Source organism: Melaminivora jejuensis (assembly GCF_017811175.1).
GTDB classification, from domain to species: domain Bacteria; phylum Pseudomonadota; class Gammaproteobacteria; order Burkholderiales; family Burkholderiaceae_C; genus Melaminivora; species Melaminivora jejuensis.
Map to the genome: position 1 here is coordinate 73,080 of NZ_JACWIJ010000002.1, position 13,042 is coordinate 86,121.

The 13,042-nt window shown below is 68.5% G+C and carries 16 protein-coding genes and 1 pseudogene; all 17 read left to right on the top strand.

What is annotated here, in order from left to right:
• Window positions 1–168 precede the first annotated feature (168 nt).
• The 17 genes and pseudogenes from IDM45_RS00580 (at window position 169) to hisI (ending at window position 13,042) form a co-directional block, all read left to right on the top strand.
• Window positions 169–999 carry an ABC transporter ATP-binding protein gene (locus IDM45_RS00580; RefSeq protein WP_209421186.1) on the top strand — a complete coding sequence of 277 codons (831 nt, stop codon included), beginning with the start codon at window positions 169–171 and terminating at the stop codon, window positions 997–999.
• Window positions 996–1,790, top strand: a complete 795-nt coding sequence (gene mlaE / locus IDM45_RS00585) for a lipid asymmetry maintenance ABC transporter permease subunit MlaE (protein WP_209421187.1) — start codon at window positions 996–998, stop codon at window positions 1,788–1,790. Before IDM45_RS00580 ends, mlaE begins: the two co-directional genes overlap by 4 nt.
• Before the next feature lie 42 nt (window positions 1,791–1,832).
• Window positions 1,833–2,315, top strand: a complete 483-nt coding sequence (gene mlaD / locus IDM45_RS00590) for an outer membrane lipid asymmetry maintenance protein MlaD (protein ID WP_209421188.1) — start codon at window positions 1,833–1,835, stop codon at window positions 2,313–2,315.
• Window positions 2,312–3,091: an MlaA family lipoprotein gene (locus IDM45_RS00595; protein WP_209421189.1), complete on the top strand. Its 780-nt coding sequence runs from the start codon at window positions 2,312–2,314 to the stop codon at window positions 3,089–3,091. Before mlaD ends, IDM45_RS00595 begins: the two co-directional genes overlap by 4 nt.
• A gap of 38 nt (window positions 3,092–3,129) precedes the next feature.
• Entirely contained in the window at window positions 3,130–3,756 is a 627-nt protein-coding gene (locus tag IDM45_RS00600) for an MlaC/ttg2D family ABC transporter substrate-binding protein (RefSeq protein ID WP_209421190.1), read from the top strand.
• Between the two features lie 19 nt (window positions 3,757–3,775).
• A pseudogene (locus IDM45_RS00605) lies at window positions 3,776–4,069 on the top strand (STAS domain-containing protein); the annotation flags it as partial.
• A gap of 169 nt (window positions 4,070–4,238) precedes the next feature.
• Window positions 4,239–5,168: an ABC transporter ATP-binding protein gene (locus IDM45_RS00610; protein WP_209421192.1), complete on the top strand. Its 930-nt coding sequence runs from the start codon at window positions 4,239–4,241 to the stop codon at window positions 5,166–5,168.
• Window positions 5,165–5,920: an ABC transporter permease gene (locus IDM45_RS00615; RefSeq protein WP_209421193.1), complete on the top strand. Its 756-nt coding sequence runs from the start codon at window positions 5,165–5,167 to the stop codon at window positions 5,918–5,920. The genes IDM45_RS00610 and IDM45_RS00615 overlap by 4 nt, the downstream gene beginning before the upstream one ends.
• Window positions 5,921–5,980: 60 nt before the next feature.
• Entirely contained in the window at window positions 5,981–6,229 is a 249-nt protein-coding gene (locus IDM45_RS00620) for a BolA family protein (RefSeq protein WP_209423936.1), read from the top strand.
• An 89-nt stretch (window positions 6,230–6,318) separates the two neighbouring features.
• A complete protein-coding gene (hisG, locus tag IDM45_RS00625) occupies window positions 6,319–6,996 on the top strand; it encodes an ATP phosphoribosyltransferase (RefSeq protein WP_209421194.1) in 678 nt (225 codons plus the stop codon).
• A gap of 2 nt (window positions 6,997–6,998) precedes the next feature.
• On the top strand, window positions 6,999–8,330 hold the full coding sequence (gene hisD / locus IDM45_RS00630; protein WP_209421195.1) for a histidinol dehydrogenase: 1,332 nt from the start codon (window positions 6,999–7,001) through the stop codon (window positions 8,328–8,330).
• A 40-nt stretch (window positions 8,331–8,370) separates the two neighbouring features.
• Window positions 8,371–9,516 carry a histidinol-phosphate transaminase gene (gene hisC, locus IDM45_RS00635; protein ID WP_209421196.1) on the top strand — a complete coding sequence of 382 codons (1,146 nt, stop codon included), beginning with the start codon at window positions 8,371–8,373 and terminating at the stop codon, window positions 9,514–9,516.
• Complete coding sequence (hisB, locus tag IDM45_RS00640) at window positions 9,513–10,148, top strand: imidazoleglycerol-phosphate dehydratase HisB (RefSeq protein ID WP_209421197.1); 636 nt, start codon at window positions 9,513–9,515, stop codon at window positions 10,146–10,148. Before hisC ends, hisB begins: the two co-directional genes overlap by 4 nt.
• Before the next feature lie 50 nt (window positions 10,149–10,198).
• Window positions 10,199–10,867, top strand: a complete 669-nt coding sequence (gene hisH, locus IDM45_RS00645) for an imidazole glycerol phosphate synthase subunit HisH (protein ID WP_209421198.1) — start codon at window positions 10,199–10,201, stop codon at window positions 10,865–10,867.
• 47 nt (window positions 10,868–10,914) lie between these two features.
• Window positions 10,915–11,655, top strand: a complete 741-nt coding sequence (gene hisA, locus IDM45_RS00650) for a 1-(5-phosphoribosyl)-5-[(5-phosphoribosylamino)methylideneamino]imidazole-4-carboxamide isomerase (RefSeq protein ID WP_209421199.1) — start codon at window positions 10,915–10,917, stop codon at window positions 11,653–11,655.
• An 85-nt stretch (window positions 11,656–11,740) separates the two neighbouring features.
• Complete coding sequence (gene hisF / locus IDM45_RS00655) at window positions 11,741–12,520, top strand: imidazole glycerol phosphate synthase subunit HisF (protein WP_209421200.1); 780 nt, start codon at window positions 11,741–11,743, stop codon at window positions 12,518–12,520.
• 111 nt (window positions 12,521–12,631) lie between these two features.
• On the top strand, window positions 12,632–13,042 hold the full coding sequence (gene hisI, locus IDM45_RS00660; RefSeq protein ID WP_209421201.1) for a phosphoribosyl-AMP cyclohydrolase: 411 nt from the start codon (window positions 12,632–12,634) through the stop codon (window positions 13,040–13,042).

Consider the following 13,042-nt stretch of genomic DNA (forward strand, 5'->3'; position numbering starts at 1 on the left):
GCAAACCCGCGATTATAGCAAAACGTCATATGCTTACGACAATTGTTACCGTGCCGTCGGCGCCCATCGGGGTTTGCCCCTATCATGGCCGGCTTGCCTGCGCGCCTGACAGGCCTTGCCATGCCCGCCGGGGTGGCCTGCGCGCCGGCGTCGCCCTCATCCCTTCCCATGTCCATCGCCGCGCCTGCCGATCCTGCCGCCTGCCGCCCCGTCGTGGAGCTGCGCAACGTCACCTTCGGGTATGGCGAGCGGGTGGTGCTGCGCGATCTGTCGCTCACGGTGCCGCGCGGCAAGGTCACGGCCATCATGGGCGCCTCGGGCGGCGGCAAGACCACGGTGCTGCGCCTGATCGGCGGCCAGCACCGCGCACAAGGCGGCCAGGTGCTGGTCGAGGGGCAGGATGTGGGCGCCATGAACGAAGCCCAGCTCTACGCCATGCGCCGGCGCATGGGCATGTTGTTCCAGATGGGCGCGCTGTTCACCGACATGAGCGTGTTCGACAACGTGGCCTTCCCGCTGCGCGAGCACACCGACCTGCCCGAAGCGCTGATCCGCGACGTGGTGCTGATGAAGCTCCACGCCGTGGGCCTGCGCGGCGCGCGCGACCTGACGCCGGGGCAGATCTCCGGCGGCATGGCGCGGCGCGTGGCGCTGGCGCGCTCGATTGCGCTGGATCCCGAGCTGGTCATGTTCGATGAACCCTTTGCCGGCCTTGATCCCATCTCGCTGGGCACGGCGGCGCAGCTGATCCGCCGCCTGAGCGCCAGCCTGGGCCTGACCAGCATCGTGGTCTCGCACGACCTGGACGAGACCTTCAAGCTGGCCGACCAGGTCATCATCCTCGGCCCGGGCAACGTGGCCGCGCAGGGCACGCCCGATGAAGTGCGTGCCAGCCAGGATCCGTTGGTGCATCAATTCGTGCGCGCCCTGCCCAGTGGGCCGGTGCCGTTTCACTACCCGGCCCCGGGCGTGGCCGAGGACTTCGGGGGCGCGCCATGAGCGGCTGGCAGCCGGCGCAGGGCGCACGCAAGCTGGGGCGCGCCGTGCGCCACAAGCTGGCCGACATCGGTGCCGGCGCGCGGCTGCTGGCGCGCCTGCTGCTGGCCAGCGGCCCGGCCCTGCGCCGCCCGGCGCTGGTGCGCGACCAGGTGCATTTCCTGGGCAACCATTCGCTGTCCATCATCGCTACCTCGGGCCTGTTCGTCGGCTTCGTGCTGGCGCTGCAAGGCTACAACGTGCTGCAGCTGTATGGCTCGGCCGATTCGCTGGGCCTGGTGGTCACGCTGGGCCTGGTACGCGAGCTGGGGCCGGTCATCACGGCGCTGCTGTTTGCCGGGCGCGCCGGCACCTCGCTCACCGCCGAGATCGGCCTGATGCGCGCCGGCGAGCAACTCGCTGCCATGGAGATGATGGCCGTTGATCCGCTGCGCCGCATCCTGGCGCCGCGCTTCATCGCCGGGCTGCTGGCCATGCCGCTGCTGGCGGCCGTCTTCAGCGCCGTGGGCGTGCTGGGCGGCTGGCTGGTCGGCGTGGTGCTGCTGGGCGTCGATGCCGGCGCCTTCTGGGGCCAGATGCAGGCCGGCGTCGATGTGCTGCAGGATGTGGGCAACGGCGTGGTCAAGAGCCTGGTGTTCGGCCTGGCCGTGACCTTCGTGGCGCTGCTGCAGGGCTGGGCGGCCCGGCCCACGCCCGAGGGTGTGTCGCGCGCCACCACGCGCACCGTGGTCGTGGCCTCGCTGGCGGTGCTGGCGCTGGACTTCATCCTCACGGCGCTGATGTTTCGCATCTGACCAGGCAGGCAGCAGCGCGCGGACAACGACAGGAAAATCCAAATGCAACACTCCAAGAACGATCTGTGGGTCGGCCTCTTCGTCGTGCTGGGCGCGGCGGCGCTGGTGTTTCTGGCGCTGCAGTCGGCCAACTTGCTGCAGCTGGACTGGCGCAGCGGCTACCAGCTCACGGCACGCTTCGACAACATCGGCGGCCTCAAGCCCAAGGCGGCCGTGCGCAGCGCCGGCGTAGTCGTCGGGCGCGTGCAGACCATCCAGTTTGACGACAAGACCTATCAGGCACAGGTGACGCTGGACATGGACAAACGCTACGTCTTCCCACGCGACAGCTCGCTGAAAATCCTGACCAGCGGCCTGCTGGGCGACCAGTACATCGGCATCGAGGCCGGCTACGAGGAAGCCCCGCTGGCCGATGGCGACACCATCACCGCTACCCAGTCGGCGGTGGTACTGGAAAACCTGATCGGCCAGTTCCTCTACGGCAAGGCCGAGGAAGGCGCCGCCTCCACCGCAAGCAAACCATGAACCACTCTGCAACCCTGGCCCCACCCGCTGCACGGCGCGGCCTGCGCCTGGCCACAGCCACCCTGGCGCTGGGCGCCCTGGCCGGCTGCGCCAGCGCCCCCGGCGTCCATCCGGCCCATCCGACCGACCCGCTGGAGCCCTACAACCGGGCCATGACCCGCTTCAACGACCGGCTCGACGACGCCGTGCTCAAGCCCGTGGCCACGCTGTACCGCGACGTGACGCCGCAGCCCGTGCGCACCGGCGTGGACAACTTCTTCGGCAACCTGGGCGATGCCTGGTCGTTCGTCAACAACGCGCTGCAACTGCGCGGGCGCGAAGCGCTGGAGAGCCTGGTGCGCTTCAACCTGAACACCGTGTTCGGCCTGGGCGGCGTGCTGGACATCGCCAGCGAGGCCGGCATCAGCCGCCACAAGCAGGACTTCGGCCTGACCCTGGGCCGCTGGGGCGTGCCCACCGGGCCTTATCTGGTGCTGCCGCTGCTGGGGCCATCGACGCTGCGCGACACCGCTGCGCTGCCGGTGGACTGGTGGGGCGATGCGCTGCGCCAGGTCGATCCAGTCTCGGCGCGCAACTCGCTGTATGCCTTCCGCATCGTCGAGCGCCGGGCCAATTTGCTGCGCGCCGAGGAGGTGCTCGACAGCATCGCCTTCGACCCCTACATCTTCACGCGCGACATCTACCTGGGCCTGCGCAGCGACCCCGACGCGCCGGCCCTGCGCTGGCGCAGCCGCCCGCTGGACGAGGATGCCGGCAAGCTGCCCGAAGACTATTGACACCACCGTGCGCCATGCGCGCATCCAGGAGCCCTGCCATGCTGCAACGCCGCCCCTTCATCACCGCCACGCTGGCCGCTGCCGCCTGGCTGAGCCTGCCGGCGCTGGCCCGCGCCGCCGCCGCCGAAGCCCCGGACGTCCTGATCCGGCGCCTGTCGGGCGAGGTGCTGGATGCCGTGCGTGCCGACTCGTCCATCAAGGCGGGCGACACCGCCCGCATCACCGAGCTGGTCAACCGCACCATCTTGCCGCACGTGAACTTCCGCCGCATGACGGCGGCCGCCGTCGGCCCGGCCTGGCGCGGCGCCACGCCCGAGCAGCAGTCCCGCTTGCAGGATGAGTTCAAGCAGCTGCTGGTGCGCACCTATGCCGGTGCGCTGGTGCAGGTCACCGACCAGAGCATCGTGGTGCGCCCGCTGCGTGCCGCCTCGGGCGACCGCGACGTGCTGGTGCGCACCGAGATCCAGGGCCGGGGCGACCCGGTGCAGCTGGACTACCGGCTGGAAAAGACCCCGGCAGGCGCCTGGCAGATCTACAACTTCAACGTGCTGGGCGTGTGGCTGGTCGATACCTACCGCAGCCAGTTCGCCCAGGAGGTGAACGCACGCGGCGTCGATGGCCTGATCGCCGCGCTGGCCGCGCGCAACCAGGGCGGCGGCAAGTGAGCGCAGGAGAGCGCAGGGGCGCGTCGTGCTGACGCTGCCCGCCGAGCTGACCTTCACCCAGGCGCGCGCCTGCGCGCAGCAGCTGGTGCAGGCGCTGCGCCAGTCCGGGCTGCCGGGGCAGGAGGGAGCGCCCCACGTTGTGCTGGACGCCAGCGCGCTGCAGGTGTTCGACTCATCGGCGCTGGCCGTGCTGCTGGAATGCCGCCGCGCCGCTCTGGCCCAGGGCCGGGCCTTGACCGTGCAGGCTATGCCCGAGGGCCTGCACAACCTGGCCGAGTTGTATGGGGTGCAGGAGTTGCTGACCCGGCGCTGACCTGGCCGGGCCTGTCGGAATTTTGCAAGAACGGCGCTTTCTCGGCGAAATGGCAGGTGCGCGTCGCGTTCGAGCAGGACGTGCCCATGCCCGGCAAACGCCCGGCGCCCGCCCACCCGGGCGCGCCTCCCAAGGTCAAAAATCCTGCCGGCTAGAATGCCCGGTTCACATGGCTGCAGTCTCTTTCCAATCCGTCTCCAAGATCTATCCCACGCCCAAGGGCCAGTTTCAGGCGCTCGACGACGTGAGCTTCCAGATCGAGGAGGGCGAATTCTTCGGCCTGCTCGGCCCCAATGGCGCGGGCAAGACCACGCTCATCAGCATCCTGGCCGGCCTGGCGCGCGCCTCCAGCGGCAGCGTCTCGGTGCTGGGCCATGACGTGCAGTCGCAGTTCGCTGCTGCGCGCCGCCAGCTTGGCGTGGTGCCGCAGGAGCTGGTGTTCGACCCCTTCTTCAACGTGCGCGAGACGCTGCGCCTGCAGTCCGGCTACTTCGGCGTGAAGAACAACGACGCCTGGATCGACGAGCTGCTGGACAACCTGGGCCTGGCCGACAAGGCCGGCGCCAACATGCGCCAGCTGTCGGGCGGCATGAAGCGGCGCGTGCTGGTGGCGCAGGCGCTGGTACACAAGCCGCCCATCATCGTGCTGGACGAGCCCACCGCCGGCGTCGATGTCGAGCTGCGCCAGACGCTGTGGCAGTTCGTCGCCCGCCTGAACCGCGAGGGCCACACGGTGCTGCTGACCACGCATTACCTGGAGGAGGCCGAGGCGCTGTGTACCCGCCTGGCCATGCTCAAGCGCGGGCGCGTGGTGGCGCTGGCACGCACCTCCGAGCTGCTGGGCGCGGCGTCCAGCAACGTGCTGCGCTTCAAGACCGACGACACGCTGCCGCTGCCGCTGGCCGGGCTGGCGCGCGTGACGGGCCGCGTGGCGCAATTGCCTGCCGCCGATGCCCAGGAGATCGAGCAGCACCTGTCGGCCCTGCGCGCCGCCGGCGTGCGCGTGGAGGACGTGGAAATCCGCAAGGCCGACCTGGAGGATGTGTTTCTGAACGTCATGGCGCAGGCCGCCGGCCAGGGCGGGGAGGGCAGGCCATGAGCGGCTGGCAGACGCTTTTTTACAAGGAAGTGCTGCGCTTTTGGAAGGTGAGCTTCCAGACCGTGGCCGCGCCGGTACTGACCTCGCTGCTGTATCTGCTGATCTTCGGCCATGTGCTGGAGGGGCGCGTGCTGGTCTATGACCGCCTGTCCTACACCGCCTTCCTGGTGCCGGGCCTGGTCATGATGGGCCTGTTGCAAAACGCCTTTGCCAACAGCTCGTCCAGCCTCATCCAGAGCAAGATCATGGGCAGCCTGGTGTTCATCTTGCTCACCCCGCTGTCGCACCGCGCCTGGTTTGCCGCCTACGTCGGCGCATCGGTGCTGCGCGGGCTGATGGTGGGTCTGGGCGTATTTCTCGCCACGCTGTTCTTTGCCGCGCCGCAGTTTGCCGCGCCGTGGTGGATCATCATCTTCGCCCTGCTGGGCGCGGCGCTGATGGGCACGCTGGGCGTGATCGCCGGCCTGTGGGCCGACAAGTTCGACCAGATGGCGGCCTTCCAGAACTTCATCATCATGCCCATGACGTTTTTGTCGGGCGTGTTCTATTCCATCCAGTCGCTGCCACCGTTCTGGCAGGCGGTGAGCCACCTGAACCCGTTTTTCTACATGATCGACGGCTTTCGCTACGGCTTCTTTGGCGTGAGCGACGTCTCGCCCTGGCTGAGTTTCGGCGTCGTCGGCCTGGCCTGGGCGCTGGTCAGCCTGCTGGCGCTGCAGCTGCTGCGCAGCGGCTACAAGATCCGCAACTGAGCCCCGCCTCGGCACCCGTTTCCCCGTTACTCCGTTACTCCGAAGGAGCCTGTCATGACCATGAATGCCGCCCAACTCAAGGACATCATTGCCGCCGGCCTGGAGTGCGAATACATCGAGCTGGACGGCGATGGCCGCCACTGGTTTGCCACCATCGTCTCGCCCGAGTTCGAGGGCAAGCGCCAAATCCAGCGCCACCAGCGCGTCTATGCCACCCTGGGCAGCCGCATGGCGACCGACGAGGTACACGCCCTGTCCATGAAGACGCTGACGCCGCAGGAGTGGCGCAGCGAGCAGACGCAGGCCTGATCCGGGGCTTGATCCAGGATTCCTGAAACTATTGTTTTGATAGCTGAAAGCGCTTGTCCAGCAAGGGCTACAGCCGTTTTTCGCCACAAATGACCCCGCACATCACCCTGGCCCTGTCCAAAGGCCGCATCTTCGAGGAAACGCTGCCGCTGCTGGCCGCTGCCGGCATCGAGGTGCTGGAAGACCCGGAAAAATCGCGCAAGCTGATCCTGCCCACCAACCGGCCCGAGGTGCGCGTGGTGCTGGTGCGCGCCACCGACGTGCCGACCTACGTGCAGTACGGCGGCGCCGACATCGGCGTGGCCGGCAAGGACTCGCTGATCGAGCACGGCGGCCAGGGGCTGTTTCGGCCACTGGATTTGCAGATCGCCAAATGCCGCGTCAGCGTCGCCGTGCGCGCCGACTTCGACTACGCGCAGGCCGTGCGCCAGGGCGCGCGCCTGAAGGTGGCGACCAAGTACACGGCCATCGCGCGCGACTTCTTCTCGGCCAAGGGCGTACACGTCGATCTGATCAAGCTCTACGGCAGCATGGAGCTGGCGCCGCTCACCGGCCTGGCCGACGCCATCGTCGATCTGGTCTCCACCGGCAACACCCTCAAGGCCAACCACCTGGTCGAGGTCGAGCAGATCATGGACATCAGCTCGCACCTGGTGGTCAACCAGGCGGCGCTGAAGCTCAAGCAGCAGCCCTTGAAGCGCATCATCGACGCCTTTGCCGCTGCCATCGCCGACACCGGCGCCGCCCGCTCGAATGGAGTTGCATGACTATGAAATTGCTAGCTGCTCCCGCACGCCTGTCAACGGTTTCAAGCACTTTTGATGCTGATCTTGCAGCGCGCCTGCACTGGTCTGCCGAGCAGGACGCGGCCATCGAGCAGCGCGTGGCGGACATCCTGGCCGACGTGCGTGCGCGCGGCGACGGGGCGCTGCTGGAGTACACCCAGCGCTTCGACGGCCTGCACGCGGGCAGCGTGGCCGAGCTGGCCCTGCAGCCCGATGAGCTGCGCGCCGCTTATCGCGGCCTGCCGCCCGAGCAGCAGCACGCCCTGACGAGCGCCGCCGAGCGCGTGCGCCGCTACCACGAGGCGCAAAAGCGCGCCAGCGGCGAGAGCTGGAGCTACCGCGATGCGGACGGCACGCTGCTGGGGCAGAAAGTCACGCCGCTCGATCGTGTCGGCATCTACGTGCCCGGCGGCAAGGCGGCGTATCCCAGCAGCGTGCTGATGAACGCCATCCCCGCGCAGGTCGCGGGCGTGGCCGAGATCGTCATGGTCGTGCCCACGCCGCAGGGCGCGAAAAATGCCCTGGTGCTGGCCGCCGCGCACATCGCCGGCGTGACGCGCGCCTACACCATCGGCGGCGCGCAGGCCGTGGCCGCGCTGGCCTATGGCACCGAAACCGTGCCCAGGGTGGACAAGATCACCGGCCCGGGCAATGCCTACGTAGCCAGCGCCAAGAAGCGCGTGTTCGGCCAGGTCGGCATCGACATGATTGCCGGCCCCAGCGAAATCCTGGTGCTGGCCGACGGCTCGACGCCGCCGGACTGGGTGGCGATGGACTTGTTTTCGCAGGCCGAGCACGACGAGCTGGCCCAATCCATCCTGCTGTGCCCGGACGCGGCCTACATCGACCAAGTCCAGGCCGCCATCGAGCGCCTGCTGCCCGAGATGCCGCGCGCGGCCATCATCGCCAGGAGCCTGTCCGACCGCGGCGCGCTGATCCACACGCGCAGCATGGAAGAAGCCTGCGAGATCTCCAACCGCATCGCGCCCGAGCACCTGGAAGTCGCCAGCCGCGAGCCGCACCGCTGGGAGCCGCTGCTGCGCCACGCCGGCGCCATCTTCCTGGGCGCCTACACCAGCGAATCCCTGGGCGACTACTGCGCCGGCCCCAACCACGTGCTGCCGACCAGCGGCACGGCGCGCTTTTCCTCGCCGCTGGGGGTGTATGACTTCCAGAAGCGCTCCAGCCTCATCGAAGTCAGCGAGCAGGGCGCCCAGACCCTGGGCCGCATCGCCAGCGTGCTGGCGCACGGCGAGGGCCTGCAGGGGCACGCGCGGGCGGCGGAGATGCGGCTGACGCAGCCGGCCAGCCGCTGAACCGGCCCTTGCCCGCCTGACTTGCCGTACAGGGTCTCCCATGTCCACCACTCAGCCCCCTCAGCCCACTGCCACAGTCCCCACCACCACGGCCGCCCTGCAGCGCATTCGCGCCGATGTGCGCGCCATGCAGGCCTACCACGTCGCGCCATCCGACGGCCTGCTCAAGATGGATGCCATGGAAAACCCATTCGCCCTGCCGCCCGAGCTGCAGCAGGCGCTGGGCGAGCGTCTGGGGCGGCTGGAGCTCAACCGCTACCCCGGTGCGCGCCAAGAAGACCTGAAGGCCGCCCTGGCGCAGCACGCCGGCGCGCCAGCGGGCAGCGCCCTGATCCTGGGCAACGGCTCGGACGAGCTGATCACGCTGCTGGCCCTGGCCTGCGCCCAGCCGGCGCACGGCAGCCGCGCCAAGGTGCTGGCGCCCATGCCGGGTTTTGTCATGTACCCCATGAGCGCGCAGCTGCAGGGGCTGGACTTCGTCGGCGTGCCGCTGACCGAGGACTTTGCGCTCGACGAGGCCGCCATGCTGGCCGCCATCGAAGAGCACCGCCCGGCCATCACCTACCTCGCCTACCCCAACAACCCCACGGCCACGCTGTGGGACGAGGCCGTGGTGCAGCGCATCATCGACGCCGCCGGCGCCCAGGGCGGCCTGGTGGTCATGGACGAGGCTTACCAGCCCTTTGCCAGCCGCTCGTGGATCGAGAACCTGCGCGGGCAGCCCGAGCGCAACGGCCATGTGCTGCTGATGCGCACGCTGTCCAAGTTCGGCCTGGCCGGCGTGCGCCTGGGCTATCTGATCGGCCCGGCGGCGCTGGTGGCCGAGATCGACAAGGTGCGTCCGCCCTATAACGTCAGCGTGCTCAACTGCGAGGCGGCGCTGTTCGCCCTGGAGCACGCCGAGGTCTTCGCCCGGCAGGCCGCCGAGCTGCGCACCCAGCGCGAGCTGCTGATCGAACGCCTGCGCGCCATGCCCGGCGTTGCGCGCGTGTGGGACAGCCAGGCCAACATGGTGCTGATCCGCGTGGCGGATGCCGCCCGCACCTTTGCCGACATGCGCGCGCGCAAAGTCCTTGTCAAGAACGTTTCTACAATGCACCCGCTGCTGGCCGGCTGCCTGCGCCTCACGGTGGGCAGCGCTGCGGAAAATGACCAGATGCTGGCAGCGCTTGAGGCTTCGCTATGACTTCTTCTGCTCTCGTTCCTTCCACATCCCCTGACCCGTTTGCCGAACGCACCGCCGAGGTGGCGCGCAGCACCGCCGAGACGCGCATCCGCGTGCGCATCAACCTGGACGGCACGGGCAAGTCGCGCCTGGCCACGGGCATCGGCTTCTTCGACCACATGCTCGAGCAGATCGCCCGCCATGGCCTGATCGACCTGGACATCGAGTGCGAGGGCGACCTGCACATCGACGGCCATCACACTGTGGAGGATGTCGGCATCACCCTGGGCCAGGCGTTTGCGCGCGCGCTGGGCGACAAGAAGGGCATCAGCCGCTACGGCCATGCCTACGTGCCGCTCGATGAGGCGCTGACGCGTGTGGTCATCGACTTTTCCGGTCGGCCGGGCCTGCATCTGCACATCCCGTTCACGGCAGCCAGCATCGGCGGCTTCGACACGCAGCTGACCTACGAATTCTTCCAGGGCTTTGCCAACCACGCCCAGGCCACGCTGCACATCGACAACCTCAAGGGCATCAACGCGCACCACCAGTGCGAGACGGTGTTCAAGGCCTTTGCCCGCGCGCTGCGCACGGCACTGGAGCGCGACGCACGCATGGCTGGCATCATCCCCTCGACCAAGGGCGCCCTCTGAAAATATAGGCAAAATAGCCTGAAACCCTTGTCCAGCCTGCGCTAGCAGCTATGAAAAAACAAGCAAACACCGTCGCCGTGGTCGATTACGGCATGGGCAATCTGCGCTCGGTGGCGCAGGCCGTGCAGGCGGCGGCGCAGGGGCTGGAGTGCCATGTGCTCATCACCTCGCGCCCCGAGGACGTGGCCGCCGCCGAGCGCCTGGTGCTGCCCGGCCAGGGCGCCATGCCCGACTGCATGGCCGAGCTGCGCGCCAGCGGCTTGCTGCAGGCGCTGCTGGAGGCGGCGCAGCACAAGCCGCTGTTCGGCGTGTGCGTGGGGATGCAGATGCTGCTGGAGCACAGCGCCGAGGGCGATACGCCCGGCCTCGCCCTGATCCCCGGCGAGGTGGTCAAGTTCGACCTGGCCGGCCGCACCCAGCCCGACGGCAGCCGCTGCAAGGTGCCGCAGATGGGCTGGAACCGCGTGCGCCAGGCGCGCCACACGGGCCAGGCGCACCCGCTGTGGGCCGGCGTGCCGGACAACAGTTTTTTCTATTTCGTACACAGCTTCTATGCCCGCCCGCGCGACAGCGCACATGTCGCCGGCGAGGCCGACTATGGCGGGCCGTTCGCTGCCGCCATCGCACGCGATAATGTTTTTGCCACCCAGTTCCACCCGGAAAAGAGCGCGGCCCACGGCCTGCAGCTCTATCGCAATTTCTTGACCTGGAAACCCTGACCCTTGTCCTGTCCGCTCCGGCCCGCCGGCGCCTTCTCTCCACGACCATGCTGCTCATTCCCGCCATCGACCTCAAGGACGGCCACTGCGTTCGCCTCAAGCAAGGCGACATGGACCAATCGACCACCTTCGGCGAAGACCCTGCCGCCATGGCCCGGCGCTGGCTCGATGCCGGCGCGCGCCGCCTGCATCTGGTTGATCTCAATGGCGCCTTTGCCGGCCAGCCCAAGAACAAGGCGGCCATCAAGTCCATCCTGGCCGAGGTCGGCGAGGACATCCCCGTGCAGCTGGGTGGCGGCATCCGCGACCTGGACACCATCGAGCGCTACATCGACGCCGGCATCTCCTACGTCATCATCGGCACCGCCGCCGTGAAGAACCCCGGCTTTCTGAAGGACGCCTGCAGCGCCTTTGCCGGCCACATCATCGTCGGCCTGGACGCCAAGGACGGCAAGGTGGCCACCGACGGCTGGAGCAAGCTCACCGGCCACGAGGTGGTCGATCTGGCCCGGAAATTCCAGGACTGGGGCGTCGAGTCCATCATCTACACCGACATTGGCCGCGACGGGATGCTCAGCGGCATCAACATCGAGGCCACGGTGCGGCTGGCGCAGGCGCTCACGATTCCCGTGATCGCCTCGGGCGGCCTGGCCGGCCTGGCCGACATCGAGCGCCTGTGCGCGGTCGAAGGCGAGGGCGTCGAGGGCGTGATCTGCGGGCGCGCCATCTACTCGGGCGACCTGGACTTTGCCGCCGCCCAGCAGCGTGCCGACGAGCTGACGGCCTGAGCGGCCCCGGCCCGCCGCGCCTTTTCCCCTCCCGTCCGGGCCTTGCGCGCCCGGGCCGTTTTCACCCCATCGGAGCCGCCTGCCCATGCTGGCCAAACGCATCATCCCCTGCCTGGACGTGACCGGAGGCCGGGTCGTCAAGGGCGTCAATTTCGTCGAACTGCGCGACGCCGGCGACCCGGTGGAGATCGCCGCGCGCTACAACGAGCAGGGCGCCGACGAGCTCACCTTCCTGGACATCACCGCCACCAGCGACGGGCGCGACCTGATCCTGCCCATCATCGAGGCCGTGGCCAGCCAGGTCTTCATCCCGCTCACCGTGGGCGGCGGCGTGCGCAGCGTGGCCGACGTGCGCCGGCTGCTCAATGCCGGTGCCGACAAGGTCAGCTTCAACTCGGCCGCCATCCAGACGCCCGAGGTCATCGACGAGGCCAGCGGCAAGTACGGCGCGCAGTGCATCGTCGTGGCCATCGATGCCAAGCGCCGCCAGGGCGGCGAGGTGGCCGAGCGCGGCGAAGGCTGGGATGTCTATAGCCACGGCGGGCGCAGGAACACCGGCATGGATGCCGTGCAATGGGCTGCCGAGATGGCGCGGCGCGGCGCCGGCGAAATCCTGCTGACCAGCATGGATCGCGACGGCACCAAGAGCGGCTTCGACCTGCAGCTCACGCGCGCCGTGAGCGATGCGGTGGAGGTGCCGGTCATCGCCTCGGGCGGCGTGGGCAATCTGGATCACCTGGCCGATGGCGTGAGCGAGGGCGGGGCGGACGCCGTGCTGGCGGCCAGCATCTTCCACTACGGCGAGTTCACCGTGCGCCAGGCCAAGGAGCATCTGCGCGCGCGCGGCATCCCGGTGCGGCTGTGACTGCAAGCGGATTGCCGGCCGTGTTTCAAGCCGTATTTCAAGCCAAATCGGCTGCAAACCCTTGTCTGGCAAGCGGTGGCAGCTATCATTTTTGATGATGAACAGGATTCCATGAACGCTGCTGATGACACCTGTGCCTGGCTGGATCGGGTGCGCTGGGACGAGCGCGGCCTGGTGCCGGCCATCGCTCAGGAGGCCGGCAGCGGCGACGTGCTGATGCTGGCCTGGATGAACCGCGAGGCGCTGCAAAAGACCGCCGAGCTGGGCCGCGCCGTGTACTTCAGCCGCTCGCGTGGCAAGCTGTGGTTCAAGGGCGAGGAGTCGGGCCACGTGCAGACGGTGCATGAGATCCGCCTGGACTGCGACGCCGACGTGGTGCTGCTGCGCGTGACCCAGCAAGGCCATGATCCGGCAATAGCCTGCCACACCGGGCGGCACAGCTGCTTCTTCAGTGTCCTGCGGGACGGGCAGTGGCAGGCCGTCGATCCGGTCTTGAAAGACCCGGCCAGCATCTACAACTGA

Bases quoted from the DNA above. Each gene is read 5' to 3' on its own strand.
- IDM45_RS00580 (WP_209421186.1), top strand. From the start codon at position 169: ATGTCCATCGCCGCGCCTGCCGATCCTGCCGCCTGCCGCCCCGTCGTG.
- mlaE (WP_209421187.1), top strand. From the start codon at position 996: ATGAGCGGCTGGCAGCCGGCGCAGGGCGCACGCAAGCTGGGGCGCGCC.
- mlaD (WP_209421188.1), top strand. From the start codon at position 1,833: ATGCAACACTCCAAGAACGATCTGTGGGTCGGCCTCTTCGTCGTGCTG.
- IDM45_RS00595 (WP_209421189.1), top strand. From the start codon at position 2,312: ATGAACCACTCTGCAACCCTGGCCCCACCCGCTGCACGGCGCGGCCTG.
- IDM45_RS00600 (WP_209421190.1), top strand. From the start codon at position 3,130: ATGCTGCAACGCCGCCCCTTCATCACCGCCACGCTGGCCGCTGCCGCC.
- IDM45_RS00610 (WP_209421192.1), top strand. From the start codon at position 4,239: ATGGCTGCAGTCTCTTTCCAATCCGTCTCCAAGATCTATCCCACGCCC.
- IDM45_RS00615 (WP_209421193.1), top strand. From the start codon at position 5,165: ATGAGCGGCTGGCAGACGCTTTTTTACAAGGAAGTGCTGCGCTTTTGG.
- IDM45_RS00620 (WP_209423936.1), top strand. From the start codon at position 5,981: ATGAATGCCGCCCAACTCAAGGACATCATTGCCGCCGGCCTGGAGTGC.
- hisG (WP_209421194.1), top strand. From the start codon at position 6,319: ATGACCCCGCACATCACCCTGGCCCTGTCCAAAGGCCGCATCTTCGAG.
- hisD (WP_209421195.1), top strand. From the start codon at position 6,999: ATGAAATTGCTAGCTGCTCCCGCACGCCTGTCAACGGTTTCAAGCACT.
- hisC (WP_209421196.1), top strand. From the start codon at position 8,371: ATGTCCACCACTCAGCCCCCTCAGCCCACTGCCACAGTCCCCACCACC.
- hisB (WP_209421197.1), top strand. From the start codon at position 9,513: ATGACTTCTTCTGCTCTCGTTCCTTCCACATCCCCTGACCCGTTTGCC.
- hisH (WP_209421198.1), top strand. From the start codon at position 10,199: ATGAAAAAACAAGCAAACACCGTCGCCGTGGTCGATTACGGCATGGGC.
- hisA (WP_209421199.1), top strand. From the start codon at position 10,915: ATGCTGCTCATTCCCGCCATCGACCTCAAGGACGGCCACTGCGTTCGC.
- hisF (WP_209421200.1), top strand. From the start codon at position 11,741: ATGCTGGCCAAACGCATCATCCCCTGCCTGGACGTGACCGGAGGCCGG.
- hisI (WP_209421201.1), top strand. From the start codon at position 12,632: ATGAACGCTGCTGATGACACCTGTGCCTGGCTGGATCGGGTGCGCTGG.